The sequence below is a fragment of the Streptomyces sp. A1136 genome (genome assembly GCF_004795055.1).
Classification (GTDB): domain Bacteria; phylum Actinomycetota; class Actinomycetes; order Streptomycetales; family Streptomycetaceae; genus Streptomyces.
Genome location: NZ_SSBJ01000025.1, coordinates 105,034 through 120,180 on the forward strand (window position 1 = coordinate 105,034; position 15,147 = coordinate 120,180).

A 15,147-nucleotide genomic window follows, 5' to 3' on the forward strand; every position below is an offset into this window, starting at 1 on the left:
TCAGTCCCTGGGAAGGCCGAGGATGCGCTCGGCGACGACGTTCAGCTGGACCTGCGTGGTGCCCCCGGCGATGGTCAGGCAGCGGGACATGAGCAGGGCGTGCACCGCCCGCTCCCCCGCCCCCTCGCGGACCGCGCCCGCCGGCCCGAGCAGTTCCAGCGCCAGTTCGGCCAGCCGCTGCTGGTGCGGCGTCTGGACGAGTTTGCGTACGGACGCCCCGGCGCCCGGCTCCAGCCCGGAAACCTGCCGGAGCGTGGTCCGCAGGCCGATGCAGGCCAGCGCGTGCGCCTCGGCGACCAGCGCGCCGACCCGTGCCCGGTACGAGGGGTCCGGTGCGGCGGCGCAGGCCGCGATCAGCGCCTCCAAGCTGGGGGCACCTCCCGGGCCGTCAGGCCCAGGGGGAGTGTCGAAGGTCATCTGGTCGGCCATGTGGACGCGTTCGTTGCCGAGCGTGTGGCGGGCCACCTTCCAGCCCTCGTCGGCCGCCCCGACCAGCGCGTCGGCCGGGAGCGCGACATCGTCGAAGTAGACCTCGTTGAAGAGCGCCTCGCCGGTGATCTCCCTGAGGGGCCGGATGTCGATGCCGGGCGTGCGCATGTCCACGATGAAGTACCCGAGGCCCTTGTGCTTGGGCGCTCGCGGGTCGGTCCGGGCGAGGAGGATGCCGAAGTCGGCGCTGTGCGCGGAACTCGTCCACACCTTCTGTCCGTTGACCATCCAGCCGCCCCCGGCCGCGGGCTCCGCCCTGGTCCGCAGCGAGGCGAGGTCCGAGCCCGCGCCCGGCTCCGAGAAGAGCTGGCACCAGGTGACGTCCCCGCGCAGGGTGGGCAGCAGGTAGGTGTCCCGCTGGCGCGCCGTGCCGTAGGCGATCAGGGAGGGCACGACCCAGGTGGCGATCCCGAGTTCGGGGAGCCGGACGCCGGACGCCGCCAGTTCCCCCTGCACCACCAGTTGTTCGACGGGCCCGGCGCCCAGGCCGTACGGCGCCGGCAGGTGCGGGGCCGCGTAGCCGGTCGGTGCCAGGGCTCTGCGGGCCGCGGCCGGGTCGAGGCCCCGCGCCCCCTCGATGACCCCGCGAGCCCGCGTGCGGTACGCCTCGGCCTCCGCCGGGAGGTCCAGCCGCAGCTCCCGACGTGCGCCCGCCGCCGCGTGTCCGGCGGCCCGGACCCGGTGCGCGTCGCCGGAGCCGAGGAGCTGGCGGGCGACGAGGGCCCGGCGCAGGTGGATGTGCGCGTCGTGCTCCCAGGTGAAGCCGATCCCGCCGAGCACCTGGATGCAGTCCTTGGCGCAGGAGTACGCGGCGTCCAGGGCGGTCGCGGCCGCGAGCGCCGTCACGAGAGAGCGCACCCCGACCGGCTCGTCCAACACCCGGGCTGCGTCCCAGGCCAGGGCCCGCGCCTGCTCCAGCCGTACCAGCATGTCGGCGCACAGGTGCTTGACGCCCTGGAACCGCCCGATGGGCCGGCCGAACTGTTCGCGCACCTTCGCGTACTCGGCGGCGGTGTGCACCGCCCAGGCGGCGGTCCCGCAGGCGTCGGCGGCGAACAGCGCGCAGGCGGCGTCCCGCACCAGGTCGGAGTCCAGCTTCAACAGCCGCCCGGCCGGTACGACGACCCCGCGCGCCCGCACCTCGGCGGTGGGCCGGGTCGGGTCGGCGCTGTCGTGGGTACGGACCTCCAGGGCGGTGGCGTCGACGGCGAACCAGAGCGTCCCCCGCCCGCTCTCGGCGGCGACGAGCACGAGCTCCGCCTCCCCGCCCCCGAGCACGGGCGGTGCGAGACCGTCCAGCAGGCGGCCGCCGCCTTCGACCGCGACGGCGGTCATGGTCCCCGGCCCGAGCGCGACGGCCCCCACCCGCCCGCCGAGCGGCTCGGCGCCGGCCCGCCCCAGGAGTACGGAGGCCAGCGCGCTCGGCAGGTACGCCCCGGGCAGCGCCGCCCGGGCGGCCTCCTCCACGACGACGGCGAGGTCGAGCAGGGTCCCGCCCTCCAGGTGCGGGAACAGCAACCCCGAATCGGCCAGGGCGTCCCAGTAGGCGGGCCGCACCCCGGTCCGCGGCGGGGTGTCGAGCAGCTTGCGCACCTCCTCGACCGGCACGTCCCGCGCGAGGCGACCGCGCACGGCGTCGACCAACTCCCGGTGCTCTTGCGTGATTCCGATGCCCATGCGCGGCAGATTAGAACACGTTCCATTCTGACGGAAGGTCAGATCGTCGTCGTTTTCGCCGGCTCCACGACGTGTCCGGGTCGGTGGCGCCCCGGACGCGGCGCGGGCACACGAAAACCGGCGCGAGGCAGGTACCTCGCGCCGGAAGGGGGCCGGGCCGGGCCCGGACGGGCGCGTGCGCCCGGTGGGGTCAGAGACCGCGCACGAACACCGCGAAGGCGTCGGGAGTCACGGTGAACGCGGGCCCACCGGGGTTCTTGGAGTCCCGGACGGCGACGAGGCAGGGTCGAGCGGCGACCTCGACGCAGTCACCGCCGGTGTCGCCACTGAACGAGGACTTGCGCCAGGCGGCTCCGCCGAGGGGGGCGCACTCGACGCACTGGCCGCCGGTGTCGGAGCTGTACGAGGACTTACGCCACGACGTGCCCGTCATCTGCTGGATGGTGTCCATAACGTTCCTCCACTACGCGGGCGATCCGTGCCGCCGAGTCCTCCACGGAGAGGGCGGCGGCCTGCAAAAGATCGTATCGGAGCGAACCTTCCCTGAACGCTTGTGGATTGGCCGTCATATGGCCTTGGACGAAGTCCTCGGTATAGACGAGGTCATGTCCGTCATCGAGCCGCAGGAGGTTGAACGAGCCCGGCAGCCCCGCATGCGCTCCTGCCTCGAACGGCAAGATCTGTACCTGCACCCACTCCTGTCGCCGCTGCTCCAGCAGATGGGCCAACTGCTCCCGCATGACCTCCCGGCCGCCGATCTCCTGGTGCAGGGCGGCCTCACTCATCACCACCCACATCAGCGGCGGGTTCTCGCGGTCCAGGATGCGCTGCCGGTCCATCCGCGCGGCCACCTTCGCGTCGAGGTCGCCGTTGCTCCGTGACCCCAGCACCGCCCGCGCGTACGCCTCCGTCTGCAGCAGACCATCGATCAGCTGCGCTTGGTACGAGGAGATGTACGTCGCAGACGCCTCCATCTCCGCGTACGCCTGGAACCACGCCGGCAGCTGGCTTCGCAGCACCAGCCCCACCAGCCGGGAGAAGAAGCCGCCCGTGTTGAGCACCGCGTCCACCCGCTCCGAGAAGTCCCGGGTCGGCACCCGGCGGGCCTTCTCGATCATGCCGACCAGCGAGCCGGTGCAGAAGACACTGCTCCCGAGCTCCGCCTGTTTCATTCCGGCGTTCTCCCGGAATCGGCGCAGTTCGGCGCCGTAGTAATCCAGCGGAGAGGCGCTGGGATCGAGTTCGCGGCTGCCGACCATGGAGCGGTCACCCCCAACTACACGCCCTGCGGCGTACACGTGCGGTCTGTTGCCGAGCGTAGTCGCGCCATGACCTACCGCGTGGCCCGAAGGTCCCAACTGAACACTTCCGAGCGGATTTTGCCCCGCCCGCCACCCAAGGCCTCACCCTCGGTCACGCCCGACCCCGCACCCCCGCCCCTTCCACACCGGACCCGGGCGTGGCGCCCTACCAGTGGGTAGGGCAGCATGGGCCGCCCACGCGCACGCCGCCCAGCAGGAGGAACACCATGGCCAGCCCCAAGCCGGAGACCCTCGCCGCCTTCGAGGCCGCCAAGGGGTTCATGCCCGTGGGCGAGGGGCTCGCCCTGTACGCCGCCGCGACCGAGGCGGCCGCGCTCGGGCTGCCGCTGCTGGAGGTCGGCACGTACTGCGGGCGCTCCACCCTGCTGCTCGCCGACGCCGCCCGCGAGGCGGGTGTGACCGCGCTGACCGTGGACCACCACCGGGGCAGCGAGGAGCAGCAGCCCGGCTGGGAGTACCACGACCCGACGGTGGTGGACCCCGAGGTCGGACTGATGGACACGCTGCCGACCTTCCGCCGCACCCTGCACCGGGCCGGTCTGGAGGAGCACGTGATCGCGATCGTCGGTCGGTCCCCGCAGGTCGCGGCCGCCTGGGGCGGCCCGCTCGGCCTCGTCTTCATCGACGGCGGGCACACGGACGAGCACGCGAACGGCGACTACGAGGGCTGGGCCCCCCACCTGGCGGTGGGCGGCACCCTGGTGATCCACGACGTCTTCCCGGACCCGGCCGACGGCGGACAGGCCCCGTACCGGGTCTACTTGCGCGCCCTCGCCTCCGGGGCGTTCGAGGAGGTCTCGGTGACCGACTCGCTGCGCGTGCTGCGACGCACCCGCGAGGGCGTCTGACATCGAGCCCGGCCCGCCGCCCCGCCCGGACGCACCGCCCGGACGCACCGTCCGGAAACACCACCCGGCCGCCCCGCCCGGAAGCACCGGCCGGAAGCACCGACCCCGGGCATATAACCCGACCACGCCCTCGGATGGCCCAGCCCGGGCCTCCCCGGGTGGGGCCGGTCTAGCATCGCGACGTGCGCTACGACGAGAGTCCCCCGCCCCCAGAGTCCGCCTCCTCGATCAGTCCGGACCGGCGCTGGTTCACGCGCCGCTCCGCCCTCACCATCGCGGTCGCGTCCCTCGCCCCGGCCGCGCTGGCGGCCTGGGTGCTGACCCAGACGCAGGCCGGGTCCGGCCGGGACCGACAGCCGCCCCCGGCCGCCGCGGTGCCCGCCTCCCACACCACCCCCCTGGACGGCAAGCCGAACCCGGCCGCCGGCGCCACCCCCACCGGCGGCTCCCCCTCCGCGCAGCCGCCCGCCAAGGGCCCGCTGACCGGCCGGACCGTGGTCGTCGACCCCGGGCACAACACCGGCAACTTCGACCACACCACCGAGATCGACCGCCAGGTGGACATCGGCACCAACCGCAAGGAGTGCGACACCACCGGCACCACCACCAACTCGGGCTACATGGAAGCCGAGTTCACCCTGGACGTGTCCCGTCGGCTGCGCACCCTCCTGGAGGCCAAGGGCCTGAAGGTGGTGTTCACCCACGAGACGGACCGTGCCTGGGGTCCGTGCATCGACGAGCGGGCCCGCATCGGCAACGACGCGAAGGCCGACGCCGTCGTCTCCGTCCACGCGGACGGCGTCTCCGAGGGCAACCGCGGCTACCACGTGATCCTCCCGGCCGAGGTCAAGGGCGGCAAGGCGGACACCGCCAAGATCGTGGAACCCTCCCGACTGCTCGGCGAACGCATCGCGCGCAACTTCGCCCGCACCACGGGATCGAGCCCCGCCAACTACCTCGGCGGCGGAACCGGTTTGGTGATCCGCGACGATCTGGGCGGACTGAACCTCTCAACCCGGCCCAAGGTGTTCATCGAATGCGGCAACATGCGTGACAGCAAGGACGCGGCGCAACTGACCAATCCGCAGTGGCGCCAGAAAGCGGCACAGGGGATCGCGGACGGCATCGTCGGCTTCCTGGGCGGGTAGTCCTGCCGGGGCGGCCCGCCGCCCCGGCCCTCTCGGCCACGGAAACCTACGTACCATGGTGCCGCCCGCCCCGCTCCAGCCCTGACCTGCGACCGCGGCACCACGAGACGACCGAGACCGAGAAGGACACCTAAGACGTGAACATCCGCTCCCTCACTCGAGGCGACGGCGTGGTGATCGGAGCAGCGGTGCTGCTGTTCATCGCCTCGTTCCTCGATTTCTACACCGTCACCGGCGCCGACATGCCGAGCGTGTGGAACACCGACTACAGCGGCCTCGCCCTGCCGGCCATCTTCCTGCTCGGCTTCGTCGCGGCGGGGCTGCTGATCGCCGCCCGCTTCCAGCCGGAGTCCCGCAAGGTCCTCGGTCTGCCCCTGGCCGCGTGGGGCACGGTGCTCGCCGTCGCGGCCGCCTGGAACGCCCTGTGGTCGCTCATCGTCTGCCCGTCCCGGCTTGACCTCGGCGCCGGTTGCATCCTGTCCTTCCTCGCCGTCCTCGCGCTGGCCGGCGTGGCCGTCGCCGGGCCGATGATCCCGGCGCTGGCCGGTCAGCTCGTCCCCGAGCCCCGGCCGGCGGCCGTCCCGCCGTACGGGGGCCAGCCCGGCGCCGGTTACGGATACCCGGGCGCCCAGCAGCAGCCGTACGGGGCCACCCCGCAGCCGGTCCCGCCCTACGGCGGCACGCCGACGCCCGGCCCCGGCCCGCACGACGCGAACCCGACCCCGGCCCCGGCCCCCGCGCCGGCGGCGGACTTCTCCCCGTTCTGGTTCGCCGTCCCCGTGGCCCGTCCGCTCCTCGCCGAGGACGGCTCGCCCACCCCGATCGCGGAACTCGCGCCCGGCACCTGGTACCTGGCCGTGGAGCAGCGCGGCGATTCCACCCTGGTCGCCCAGACCCAGGACGGCCGCCGCGGCGTTCTGAACGACACCTCGGGCATCCAGCGCGGGTAACCGCCCCCGGTCTCCCCGACGGCCCCCCACCCTTCCGGGTGGGGGGGCCGTTGCCCTACAGTTTCCTGACGCATCGTCAGGTAAGGGCCGCGCCACCCGCCGGGGCCTCACCGGGACTCACAGGGGGACCGCACATGCGCCTGGGACTCGCACTCGGCTACTGGGGCCGCGGCCCCGGCCCCGACCACCTCGCCCTCGCGCAGGAGGCCGAGCGGCTCGGGTACGACTCGGTATGGACCGCCGAGGCCTGGGGCTCGGACGCCTTCACCCCGCTGACCTGGATCGCCGCGCACACCTCCCGCATCCGGCTCGGTACCGCCATCGCGCAGATGGCCGCCCGCAGCCCCACCGCCACCGCCATGCACGCCCTGACCCTGGACCACCTCTCGGGCGGCCGGATGACGCTGGGCCTCGGCCTGTCGGGGCCGCAGGTGGTGGAGGGCTGGTACGGGCGCCCGTTCCCCGCGAGCCCGCTCACCGCCACCCGGGAGTACGTGGACGTCATCCGCCAGGTGCTGCGCCGCGAGGCCCCCGTCTCCCTCGACGGCCGCTTCCACAGCCACCCGTACGCCGGCGCGGACGGCACGGGCCTCGGCAAGGCCCTGAGGTCCATCACCCACCCGTTGCGCGCGGACCTGCCCCTGTTGCTCGGCGCGGAGGGGCCGAAGAACATCGCGCAGACGACCCGGATCGCGGACGGCTGGCTCCCCCTGTACTGGTCGCCGACCCGCACCGACGTCTACGTGGCCTCCCTCGCCGCGCTCCCCGAGAACTTCGTGATCGCGCCGATGGCCCGCGCGAAGGTCTGCGACGACGTGGCGGAGGGACTGCTGCCGGTGAAGGCGATGCTGGGCTTCTACATCGGCGGCATGGGCCATGCGGCCCGCAACTTCCACGCCGACCTGATGGCCCGGATGGGCTACGAGGAGGAGGCCCGCCGCATCCAGGAGCTCTTCCTGGCCGGCCGCAGGCAGGAGGCGGTGCTGGCGGTCCCCGACGCCTTCGCCGACGAGATCTCCCTGATCGGACCGCGCGAGCGGATCGCGGAGCGCCTCGACCTGTGGCGCGAGGGCCCGGTCACCGACCTCCTCCTGACCGCCCCCGACCCCCACACCCTGCGGGTCCTCGCCGAACTCAACAGCTAGGGCGTCGTCTCCACCGGCGCCTCCGGCACGGCCGCGAGCAGTTCCCCGAGGTCCGGCGACATCACGGCGATCTCGATGGCGGGGCCGTCCGGGAGGGCGCAGGTGACGATGCGGGAGCCGGGGTTGATGGAGAGGCCCTCCCGCACCGACGGCGGCCGGACGGCGGTGGCGCGAGCCCCGGCGAGGTCGAGGTCCGGGCCCCGCCAGGCGAGACGGGCCGCTCCCCGGTCGACCTCCACCCGGCCGGCCCTCCAGCGTCCCCGACCCGCCGGCCGGCGGGCCATGCAGGGGACGCCGGCCGGGGGGCCTGCCGCCGCCCGTCGGCGCTTGAGGCGCCGGACCAGCAGGCCCGTCAGCACGGCCAGGACGGCGAGGAAGAGGAATCCGAACATCCGCTCATCTTGGGTTCCGGCCGACCACGGCACAAATCACGACGGCGCCCCGGCGTCGGGGATGGTCTCGATCCGCTCCCGATTGAGCAGGTAGGCCGGCAGGTACGGCTGCCTGGCGTCGATCGGGAACCCCCGGTCGTAGGCGATGCTCGCCATCGCGAGCGGTCCCAGGGCCACTCGGGCACGCGGCGCCGCCGAGTCTCCCCAGTATCCGCCGTGCTCCGACAGCGCTTCGGCGAGCGTCTGCGCGAAGGCGTCCCGGTCGCCCGCGACGAGGCGGTGGAACAACGCGATCGGCTGGTAGTCGACGCGGTTCACGAAGTCCTTCGGCGCGTGGGTCAGGTGCTCGGGCACGGACGTCCGCATGGTGTCGAGCAGCTTCCCCACGACGTCGTCCATGGACCCCCGGCGGGAGAGGTACGTGTGCAGGGTGTCGACCCAGGCCAGGACGTACTCGTCGACCGAGTCGTCCTCCCGCAGTCTCTCCAGGGGCACCCGGCACAGCAGGCCGACCCGCTCCGTCTGGCGGCACACGAGTGCCAGGTAGAGGGCGTCGAGCCAGGCGCGGGCGTCCGCGGGCGGGTCGGCCTGCGTCTCCGGCAGCCGCATGACCAGGTCCTCGCCCAGTTCGCACTCCTGCGGCTGCGCGCCGCAGAACAGCGCGGAGCCGAGCTGCACGGCGGTGGCCCAGGCGTGCCACGTGTCGATCCACGCCCCGTCGGGGTCGTCCGCGCAGTGGGCGTGGGCGAGCGCGAGGGCGGAGCCGAACGCCTCACCCAGCCCCGCCGGGTCCCGGTCGAGGCGCCGTACGGACTCGGCGGTGGCCCGCGTGAGCGCGTCGAGGTCGGGGGCCCCGGTCGCGGCGCGGCCGGCGAGCCGGCCGGCGTGGTCGAGACGGTCCAGGCCCTTCATCAGGGCGAGCAGCGGCGGCGGAGGGCGCAGGGAGAAGGTGCGGGTGGCCTCGTCGATGACGGTCAGGGACGTCAGGCCTCCGTCGTGCCACCAGTAGACCCGCGGGGACAGCGCGCCCGGCCCGTCGTCGTAGGCCCCCAGCGCGTAGGAGGCGAGGGAGTTGAGGGCGTCGACCACCGATCCGTCGGTGATCGGGTGGTAGACGAGGTTGTGCCTGCCGGGAACGACGACGAGGGCGCCGGCCGCCGGGAGCGGCTCCCCGCCGACCTGCCGCGCCACCTCGGGCAGGTACAGGGCCTTGGCGGCGACGAAGTGGGAGTCGCCGTACACGGAGTAGAGCCTCGCCCCTCCCCCGCCCGGCACCTCCGCGCACTCGACGGGCACGCGCATCAGGTTCGCGTACGCCGCGCGGCCCAGCTCCCGCAGCCCGGCGCGCTCCACGTCCCGGTCCGTGAGGATGCGCACGCTCGCGGGTCGGTCGAGGGCGTAGGCGAGGACGAGCCCGTCGGCCACCACGCGGGCGTACCGCATGACGGCGGCCATCTCGGGGGTGAACGACTCACGGGGCAGCAGCCGGACGTGCACGCCCCGCAGCAACTCCTCGACGCTCTCGTCGCCGTGTCCACCGTCCGCCAGGGCGGCGAAGTGCGCGGCGACCAGGTCCGGCCAGTGGGCCTGCGGCGCCTGGCGGCACCGGTGCGCCAGGTTGCCCAGGGAGTGCCGGAGGCCGTCGCGGGCGTAGGGGGCGGCGAGTTCCCGCAAGCCGGCGGCCTGCGCGACGGTCAGCATCGGCAGTTCGGAGTCCGGGGCGTCCGAGGGGTGAAGGGCGTCGTCTCGTGTCACGCCTCGACCCTACGAGGCGGGTGTGACAGTCCGGCCCGGGACCCGGCGCGGGTGACGTTTCCCGGCCGGATGCGCGAACGGGACGGGCCGTCCGGGCGCGTGTGCCCGTCCGACCCGTCCGCGGCGCCGTCGCCGTCGCCGTCGCCGGTGGGCCTAACCCTTCAGTTGGGACAGGCTCGGGACCTGGTCCTGTACGGGGGCGCCGGCGCTCTTGCCCGCGTCCTTCACACCTCCGATGACGTCCTGGAAGGAGGTGATGTCGCCGTCGCTCGCGTCGCCCTTGCGGAGCTTGGAGCCGAGGCCCTTGAGCGATTCGATGCCCGCGGTGAGCGGGGCCACCGCCTTCGACAGTAGCGGGTCGCCCTTGGCGTTGTTGAGGGCCGCCTTGAGCCGGTTGTAGGCGAAGGCGCCGGCCAGACCGGCCTTGACGAGAGCGAACGTACGGCCCTTCGCGCCCTTCTTGAACTTGCCCGCCTTGTAGGGCTTGATGATCCACTGGTAGGTCGCCCCGGCCGCGAGACCGGCGTTGGCGACGAAGCGGGTCTTGGCGAACTTCTGCCGCTCGGCCGTGGTGCTGGGCGTCGGCTCGGCCGCGGCCGCCTGCGCGTCGGCGGCCGAGGCGGCCCCCTCGGCTTCGGCGAAGGCGGCCACGGCGACCGAGACGTCGTCGTCCTGGGTCTGGGTTCTCGTGACCGTGCCGGAGCCGCCGCCGGAACCACAGGCGGTCGCTCCGGCCAGGAGCGCGCAGGACAGCAAGGCCGCCGTCAGCGCGCGGCGGATGCGGGCGGATGTGATGGGGTGGGACACGGTTGCCTCCGGGGACTGAGGTGTCCTCCGCAGCGTGGCCCGGGAAGCGCGACTGCGCTACTTGGGGGACCCGTTCGGGGTTTGTCCCGCCGTGCGGCGGCAAGACGCGGGACATGCGGACATACACCAGAGCACCCGCCCGAGGCAGCGGCCTGGGCCGGGCCGTCGCCGTCCTGGCCGACGTGATGGCTTTCGTGATCGGCCTGTGGATCCTGCTCTACCTGCTGGACGCCAACCGGGGCAACGCCCTCGTCGACTTCGTCCACGACGCCGCGACCTGGCTCGCGAACTGGTCGTACGACCTGTTCACCTTCGACCGCGAATGGGTCCAGGTGGTCGTCGGCTACGGACTGGCCGCGGTGGTCTACCTCTTCATCGGCCACCTCGTCTCGGGCTGGCTCTACCGCCGCTGAGCCCGGACCCGCCCCGGCCGCCGCCCCTCGCGAGGTGGCGGCCGCCGTACGCGCGCCCCGGGGGCGGGGGTACGGAGCCGGGCGGCCGGACGGGCCTCGACCGCCCGCCCGGAGCGCGACCGAGGCGCCCGCCCCGAGCGCGGGACCGGGGCGCTTCGTCAGCCGCAGCAGTCCGGTTCGAGGCCCGGGGGCAGGGAGAGACCGCCGAAGATCTCGCCCGTCGCCTCGTCGCCGCCGAGCGCGGCCACGGCCAGCAGCAGCGAGCCGGCCGTCCAGGTCGTCTGCTCGACCGGCCAGACCGCCTCGTCCCGGAACACGTAGCCCGTCCAGTACATGCCGTTCTCGGCCCGCAGGTGCCCGATCGAGCGCAGGATCTCCAGCGCCCGGTCCGACTCCCCGATGGCCCACAGCGCGAGCGCCAGCTCGCAGGACTCCCCGCCGGTCACCCACGGGTTGGGCAGCACGCACCGCACGCCCAGCCCCGGCACCACGAACTCGTCCCAGCGTCCGTCGATGCGCGCCTTCGCCTCGGCGCCGGTGACGGCGCCCCCGAGCACCGGGTAGTACCAGTCCATCGAGTACCGCGACTTGTCCAGGAACCGTTCCGGGTGCCGTCGTATCGCGTGCCCCAGCGCGCCCGCCGCCAGCTCCCAGTCCGGCTGCGGGTCCCCGCGGTGGTCGGCGATGGCCAGCGCGCACCGCAGCGCCTGATGGATGGAGGAGGAACCGGTCAGCAGCGCGTCGGCGACGGGCGTGCCGTCCGCCTCCCGCTTCCAGCCGATCTCGCCGCCCGGCTGCTGGAGCGCGAGCACGAACTCCACGGCCGCGTACACCGCCGGCCACATCCGGTCCAGGAACGGGTCGTCACCCGTGGCGAGGTAGTGGTGCCAGACACCGACCGCTATGTACGCGACGAAGTTGCTCTCGCGGCTCGCGTCCTGCGGCTCGGCGGTGTCCACGCCGTCCGGCCGGTCGGCGTAGGCCGCGTACCAGGAGCCGTCCTGGTTCTGGTGCCGCGCCAGCCACTCGTACGCCCGCTCCGCCGCCTGGTGCTCCCCGGCCGCGTCCAGCGCCATCGCGGCCTCGGTGTGGTCCCACGGGTCCAGGTGGTGGCCGCGGAACCAGGGGATGGCGCCGTCGGTACGCTGCGCCGCGAGGATGCCGGCGACCGTGCCCGCCGCCTGCTCGGCGGTCAGCACTCCGTCCAGGACCAGGTGTTCGGTGCGTCCGGGCGTGCTCACTGCGCCGCGCCGAGGGGCAGGTGGGGCTTGGTCGCGTAGGCGACGAAGCTCTTGCCGATGACCGGATTGAGGGCCTGCTCGGCGAGCCGCGTGGCCAGCGGCTTCTTCATGATGTCCCAGACCAGGAGCTTGTGGTACGCCTTCACCGGCAGCGCCTTGTCGTTGTCGACGCCGAACGCGCACTTGAGCCACCAGTACGGGGAGTGCAGGCCGTGCGCGTGGTGCGTGCCGTACGGCTTGAGGCCCGCGGCCTCCATCTTCCCGAGCAACTCGTCCGCCTTGTAGATGCGGATGTGGCCGCCCTCGACCTCGTGGTAGGCGTCGGACAGCGCCCAGCAGATCTTCTCCGGGCCGTAGCGCGGCACGGTGATCGCGATGCGGCCGCCCGGCTTGAGCACGCGCACCATCTCGGCGAGCACGCCCTTGTCGTCGGGGATGTGCTCCATCACCTCGGAGATGATGACCACGTCGAAGGACTCGTCGGGGAAGGGCAGGGCCAGCGCGTCGCCCTCCATGGCGGTGGCGGTGGCGCCCGCGGGGGCCTCGCCGGCCTCCTTCATCGCGGCGAACCACTTGGCGACCTCGCGGATCTCCTCGCCGTTGCGGTCCACGGCGACCACCTGGGCGCCGCGCCGGTAGCACTCGAAGGCGTGCCGGCCTGCGCCGCAGCCCAGGTCGAGAACGCGGTCGCCGGCGGCGAGCGGGAACCGGGAGAAATCGACGGTCAGCACGGGGTCCTGCCTTCGCGGGTCGCGGGGGTGTACGGGGTGGTGGGTGGAACGGTGTCAGCGCGAGCGGCGGGCACGGGCCTGTTCGATGGCGGCCCGGTAGTGGACCACGGTCCCCTCGGCGGCCTTCGCCCAGGTGAACCGGGCCAGGACCCTCTCGCGTCCGGCGGCCCCGAGTCGGGCGCGCAGCCCCTCGTCGCCCAGCAGCCGGCCCAGCGCGGCGGCCAGCGCCCCCGCGTCGCCGGGCGGCACGGCCAGACAGGTCTCCCCGTCGGGTCCGGCCACCTCGGGGATCGCCCCGCCGGTCGTGGCGACCAGCGGGGTGCCGGTGGCCATGGCCTCCGCGGCGGGCAGCGAGAAGCCCTCGTAGAGGGAGGGCACGCAGGCGACCTGGGCGCCGCGCACCAGGTCCACGAGTTCGGCGTCGGTGATGCCCTTGACGAACCGCACGGCGTCCTGGAGCCCGTACGTCTCGATCGCGCGGGCGACCGGGCCCTTCTCGGCGCGTTTGCCGACGACGACCAGGTGCGCGTCGGGCCGTTCGGTGCGCAGCTTGGCGAGGGCCTCGACGAGGTGCACGAGCCCCTTGAGCGGCACGTCGGCGCTGGAGGTCGTCACGATCCGCCCGGGGACCTCCGCCACGGAGGCGTCGGGCGACCACAGGTCGGTGTCGGCTCCGATGTGCACCACGTGGATGCGCTCGTCGCGCACTCCGAGGTGCTCGGCGATCTCCTGCCGGGAGGAACCGGAGACGGTGAGGACGGACGGCAGGCGGCGGGCGACGCGGCCCTGCATGCGGGTGAAGGCGTACCAGCGGCGGACGGAGAGGCGCTTCTTGCGGTCCTTGGCGGCGGCCAGGTCCAGTTTCCGGTCGACGGTGATCGGGTGGTGGATCGTGGTGACGAGCGGCGCGCCCAGCTCGCCCAACAGGCCGTAGCCGAGGGTCTGGTTGTCGTGGATGACGTCGAAGTCACCGGCACGGGCGGCGAGGTGGCGCCGGGCCCGCAGGGAGAAGGTCAACGGCTCGGGGAAGCCGCCGGTCCACATGGTGGCGACCTCAAGGGCGTCGATCCAGTCCCGGTATTCCTCGCGCGCCGGCGTACGGAACGGGTCGGGGCTGCGGTACAGGTCCAGGCTCGGCAGCTCGGTGAGGGTGGCGCCGGTGTCGAGCACCGGGTAGGGCTGCGCGCCGATCACTTCCACCGAATGGCCCAGCCGGACGAGCTCGCGCGAGAGGTGCCGGACGTAGACGCCCTGGCCACCGCAGAACGGGTTCCCCTTATAGGTGAGGAGTGCGATGCGCAACGGGCGGTCGCCGTCGGCGACGGAACCCGCGAAAGGGCTCGTCACCATGGCCTCTGCGGTCACTCTCGGCCCCCTTCTCCCTGCACTTTCGCCGGAGCGTAACCGCTCGCATAATGTAGAACAAGTTTCAGACTTGATCCGTCGAAGAGCATTGAATCTACCGGCCGGAAACCACACCGTAAGAGGCGGAGCAGGTGATTCACGCCACGGCTCCGGCGGCTGACACGCTGCGGGCGAACCCGAGGCGAGCAGCCCCCGCCAACACCACGGAACGCCTTGGAACAGGACAGATGACAGTGGAAGCGAAGGCCGTGACCACACCGGCGTCCCCGCCCCTGACCGAACGCCAGGAGGCGCGGCGGCGGCGGATTCTGCACGCCAGCGCGCAGTTGGCCGGGCGGGGCGGTTTCGACGCGGTCCAGATGCGCGAGGTCGCGGAGGCGGCGGGCGTGGCGCTGGGCACCCTGTACCGGTACTTCCCCTCCAAGGTCCACCTGCTGGTCGCCACCATGCAGGACCAGCTCCAGCACATGCACACGACGCTGCGCAAGCGGCCCCCCGCGGCGCAGGACCCGGCGGCCCGCGTCGCCGAGACCCTGATGCGCGCGTTCCGGGCCCTCCAGCGGGAGCCGCACCTGGCGGACGCGATGGTGCGCGCCCTGACCTTCGCGGACCGCAGCGTGAGCCCGGAGGTGGACACGGTCTCGCGGCTGACGACGGCGATCATCCTGGACGCGATGGGCCTGGAGTCCGCTCCGACGGCGGAACAGCTCTCGGCGGTCCGGGTGATCGAGCACACCTGGCACTCGGCACTGATCACCTGGCTGTCGGGCCGCGCCTCGATCGCCCAGGTGAAGATAGACATCGAGACGGTCTGCCGCCTGATCGACCTGACGGACCCGGAAAGGGCCTGAACCCGCCCCCCCC

15 protein-coding genes are annotated in these 15,147 nt (G+C 73.2%); 6 read left to right on the top strand and 9 right to left on the bottom strand.

Features of this window, described 5'->3' with window-relative positions:
* The 3 genes from E6R62_RS23975 to E6R62_RS23985 form a co-directional block, all read right to left on the bottom strand.
* Entirely contained in the window at positions 1-2,166 is a 2,166-nt protein-coding gene (locus tag E6R62_RS23975) for an acyl-CoA dehydrogenase (protein ID WP_136215585.1), read from the bottom strand.
* A gap of 190 nt (positions 2,167-2,356) precedes the next feature.
* Entirely contained in the window at positions 2,357-2,617 is a 261-nt protein-coding gene (locus tag E6R62_RS23980; protein ID WP_136215586.1) for a DUF397 domain-containing protein, read from the bottom strand.
* Positions 2,577-3,425: a helix-turn-helix transcriptional regulator gene (locus E6R62_RS23985; protein ID WP_136215587.1), complete on the bottom strand. Its 849-nt coding sequence runs from the start codon at positions 3,423-3,425 to the stop codon at positions 2,577-2,579. Before E6R62_RS23985 ends, E6R62_RS23980 begins: the two co-directional genes overlap by 41 nt.
* A gap of 269 nt (positions 3,426-3,694) precedes the next feature.
* On the opposite strand from E6R62_RS23985, the gene E6R62_RS23990 reads away from it, so the two are divergent.
* The 4 genes from E6R62_RS23990 (at position 3,695) to E6R62_RS24005 (ending at position 7,579) form a co-directional block, all read left to right on the top strand.
* Positions 3,695-4,336, top strand: coding sequence for a class I SAM-dependent methyltransferase (locus E6R62_RS23990; RefSeq protein ID WP_136215588.1), 642 nt, complete (start codon positions 3,695-3,697; stop codon positions 4,334-4,336).
* Between the two features lie 182 nt (positions 4,337-4,518).
* On the top strand, positions 4,519-5,484 hold the full coding sequence (locus E6R62_RS23995) for an N-acetylmuramoyl-L-alanine amidase (protein ID WP_136215589.1): 966 nt from the start codon (positions 4,519-4,521) through the stop codon (positions 5,482-5,484).
* Positions 5,485-5,621: 137 nt separating this feature from the next.
* Positions 5,622-6,434 (top strand): hypothetical protein, encoded by an 813-nt coding sequence (locus E6R62_RS24000; RefSeq protein WP_136215590.1) that lies wholly within the window; start codon positions 5,622-5,624, stop codon positions 6,432-6,434.
* A 134-nt stretch (positions 6,435-6,568) separates the two neighbouring features.
* The gene (locus E6R62_RS24005) at positions 6,569-7,579 is read left to right on the top strand and encodes an LLM class F420-dependent oxidoreductase (protein WP_136215591.1); all 1,011 of its coding nucleotides are present in this window, start codon (positions 6,569-6,571) and stop codon (positions 7,577-7,579) included.
* Here the strand turns inward: E6R62_RS24005 and E6R62_RS24010 are convergent.
* The 3 genes from E6R62_RS24010 to E6R62_RS24020 form a co-directional block, all read right to left on the bottom strand.
* Entirely contained in the window at positions 7,576-7,971 is a 396-nt protein-coding gene (locus tag E6R62_RS24010; protein WP_136215592.1) for a hypothetical protein, read from the bottom strand. The two genes, E6R62_RS24005 and E6R62_RS24010, sit on opposite strands and share 4 nt — an antisense overlap.
* A 36-nt stretch (positions 7,972-8,007) precedes the next feature.
* Positions 8,008-9,726 (bottom strand): immunity 49 family protein, encoded by a 1,719-nt coding sequence (locus E6R62_RS24015; protein ID WP_240801851.1) that lies wholly within the window; start codon positions 9,724-9,726, stop codon positions 8,008-8,010.
* A 153-nt stretch (positions 9,727-9,879) separates the two neighbouring features.
* Positions 9,880-10,533 carry a hypothetical protein gene (locus E6R62_RS24020; RefSeq protein ID WP_240801852.1) on the bottom strand — a complete coding sequence of 218 codons (654 nt, stop codon included), beginning with the start codon at positions 10,531-10,533 and terminating at the stop codon, positions 9,880-9,882.
* A gap of 113 nt (positions 10,534-10,646) precedes the next feature.
* Here E6R62_RS24020 and E6R62_RS24025 point away from each other — a divergent pair, with 113 nt between their 5' ends.
* Positions 10,647-10,946, top strand: coding sequence for a hypothetical protein (locus tag E6R62_RS24025; RefSeq protein WP_136215593.1), 300 nt, complete (start codon positions 10,647-10,649; stop codon positions 10,944-10,946).
* Between the two features lie 158 nt (positions 10,947-11,104).
* Here the strand turns inward: E6R62_RS24025 and E6R62_RS24030 are convergent, their stop codons facing one another.
* Genes E6R62_RS24030 through E6R62_RS24040 form a run of 3 tightly spaced genes read right to left on the bottom strand, consistent with a single transcriptional unit; the run spans position 11,105 to position 14,283 of the window.
* The gene (locus E6R62_RS24030) at positions 11,105-12,187 is read right to left on the bottom strand and encodes a prenyltransferase (protein WP_136215594.1); all 1,083 of its coding nucleotides are present in this window, start codon (positions 12,185-12,187) and stop codon (positions 11,105-11,107) included.
* On the bottom strand, positions 12,184-12,918 hold the full coding sequence (locus tag E6R62_RS24035; RefSeq protein ID WP_136215595.1) for a class I SAM-dependent methyltransferase: 735 nt from the start codon (positions 12,916-12,918) through the stop codon (positions 12,184-12,186). Before E6R62_RS24035 ends, E6R62_RS24030 begins: the two co-directional genes overlap by 4 nt.
* 54 nt (positions 12,919-12,972) lie before the next feature.
* Positions 12,973-14,283 carry a glycosyltransferase family 4 protein gene (locus E6R62_RS24040; protein ID WP_136215596.1) on the bottom strand — a complete coding sequence of 437 codons (1,311 nt, stop codon included), beginning with the start codon at positions 14,281-14,283 and terminating at the stop codon, positions 12,973-12,975.
* Positions 14,284-14,510: 227 nt separating this feature from the next.
* On the opposite strand from E6R62_RS24040, the gene E6R62_RS24045 reads away from it, so the two are divergent.
* A complete protein-coding gene (locus E6R62_RS24045) occupies positions 14,511-15,134 on the top strand; it encodes a TetR family transcriptional regulator (protein ID WP_136215597.1) in 624 nt (207 codons plus the stop codon).
* Positions 15,135-15,147 lie beyond the last annotated feature (13 nt).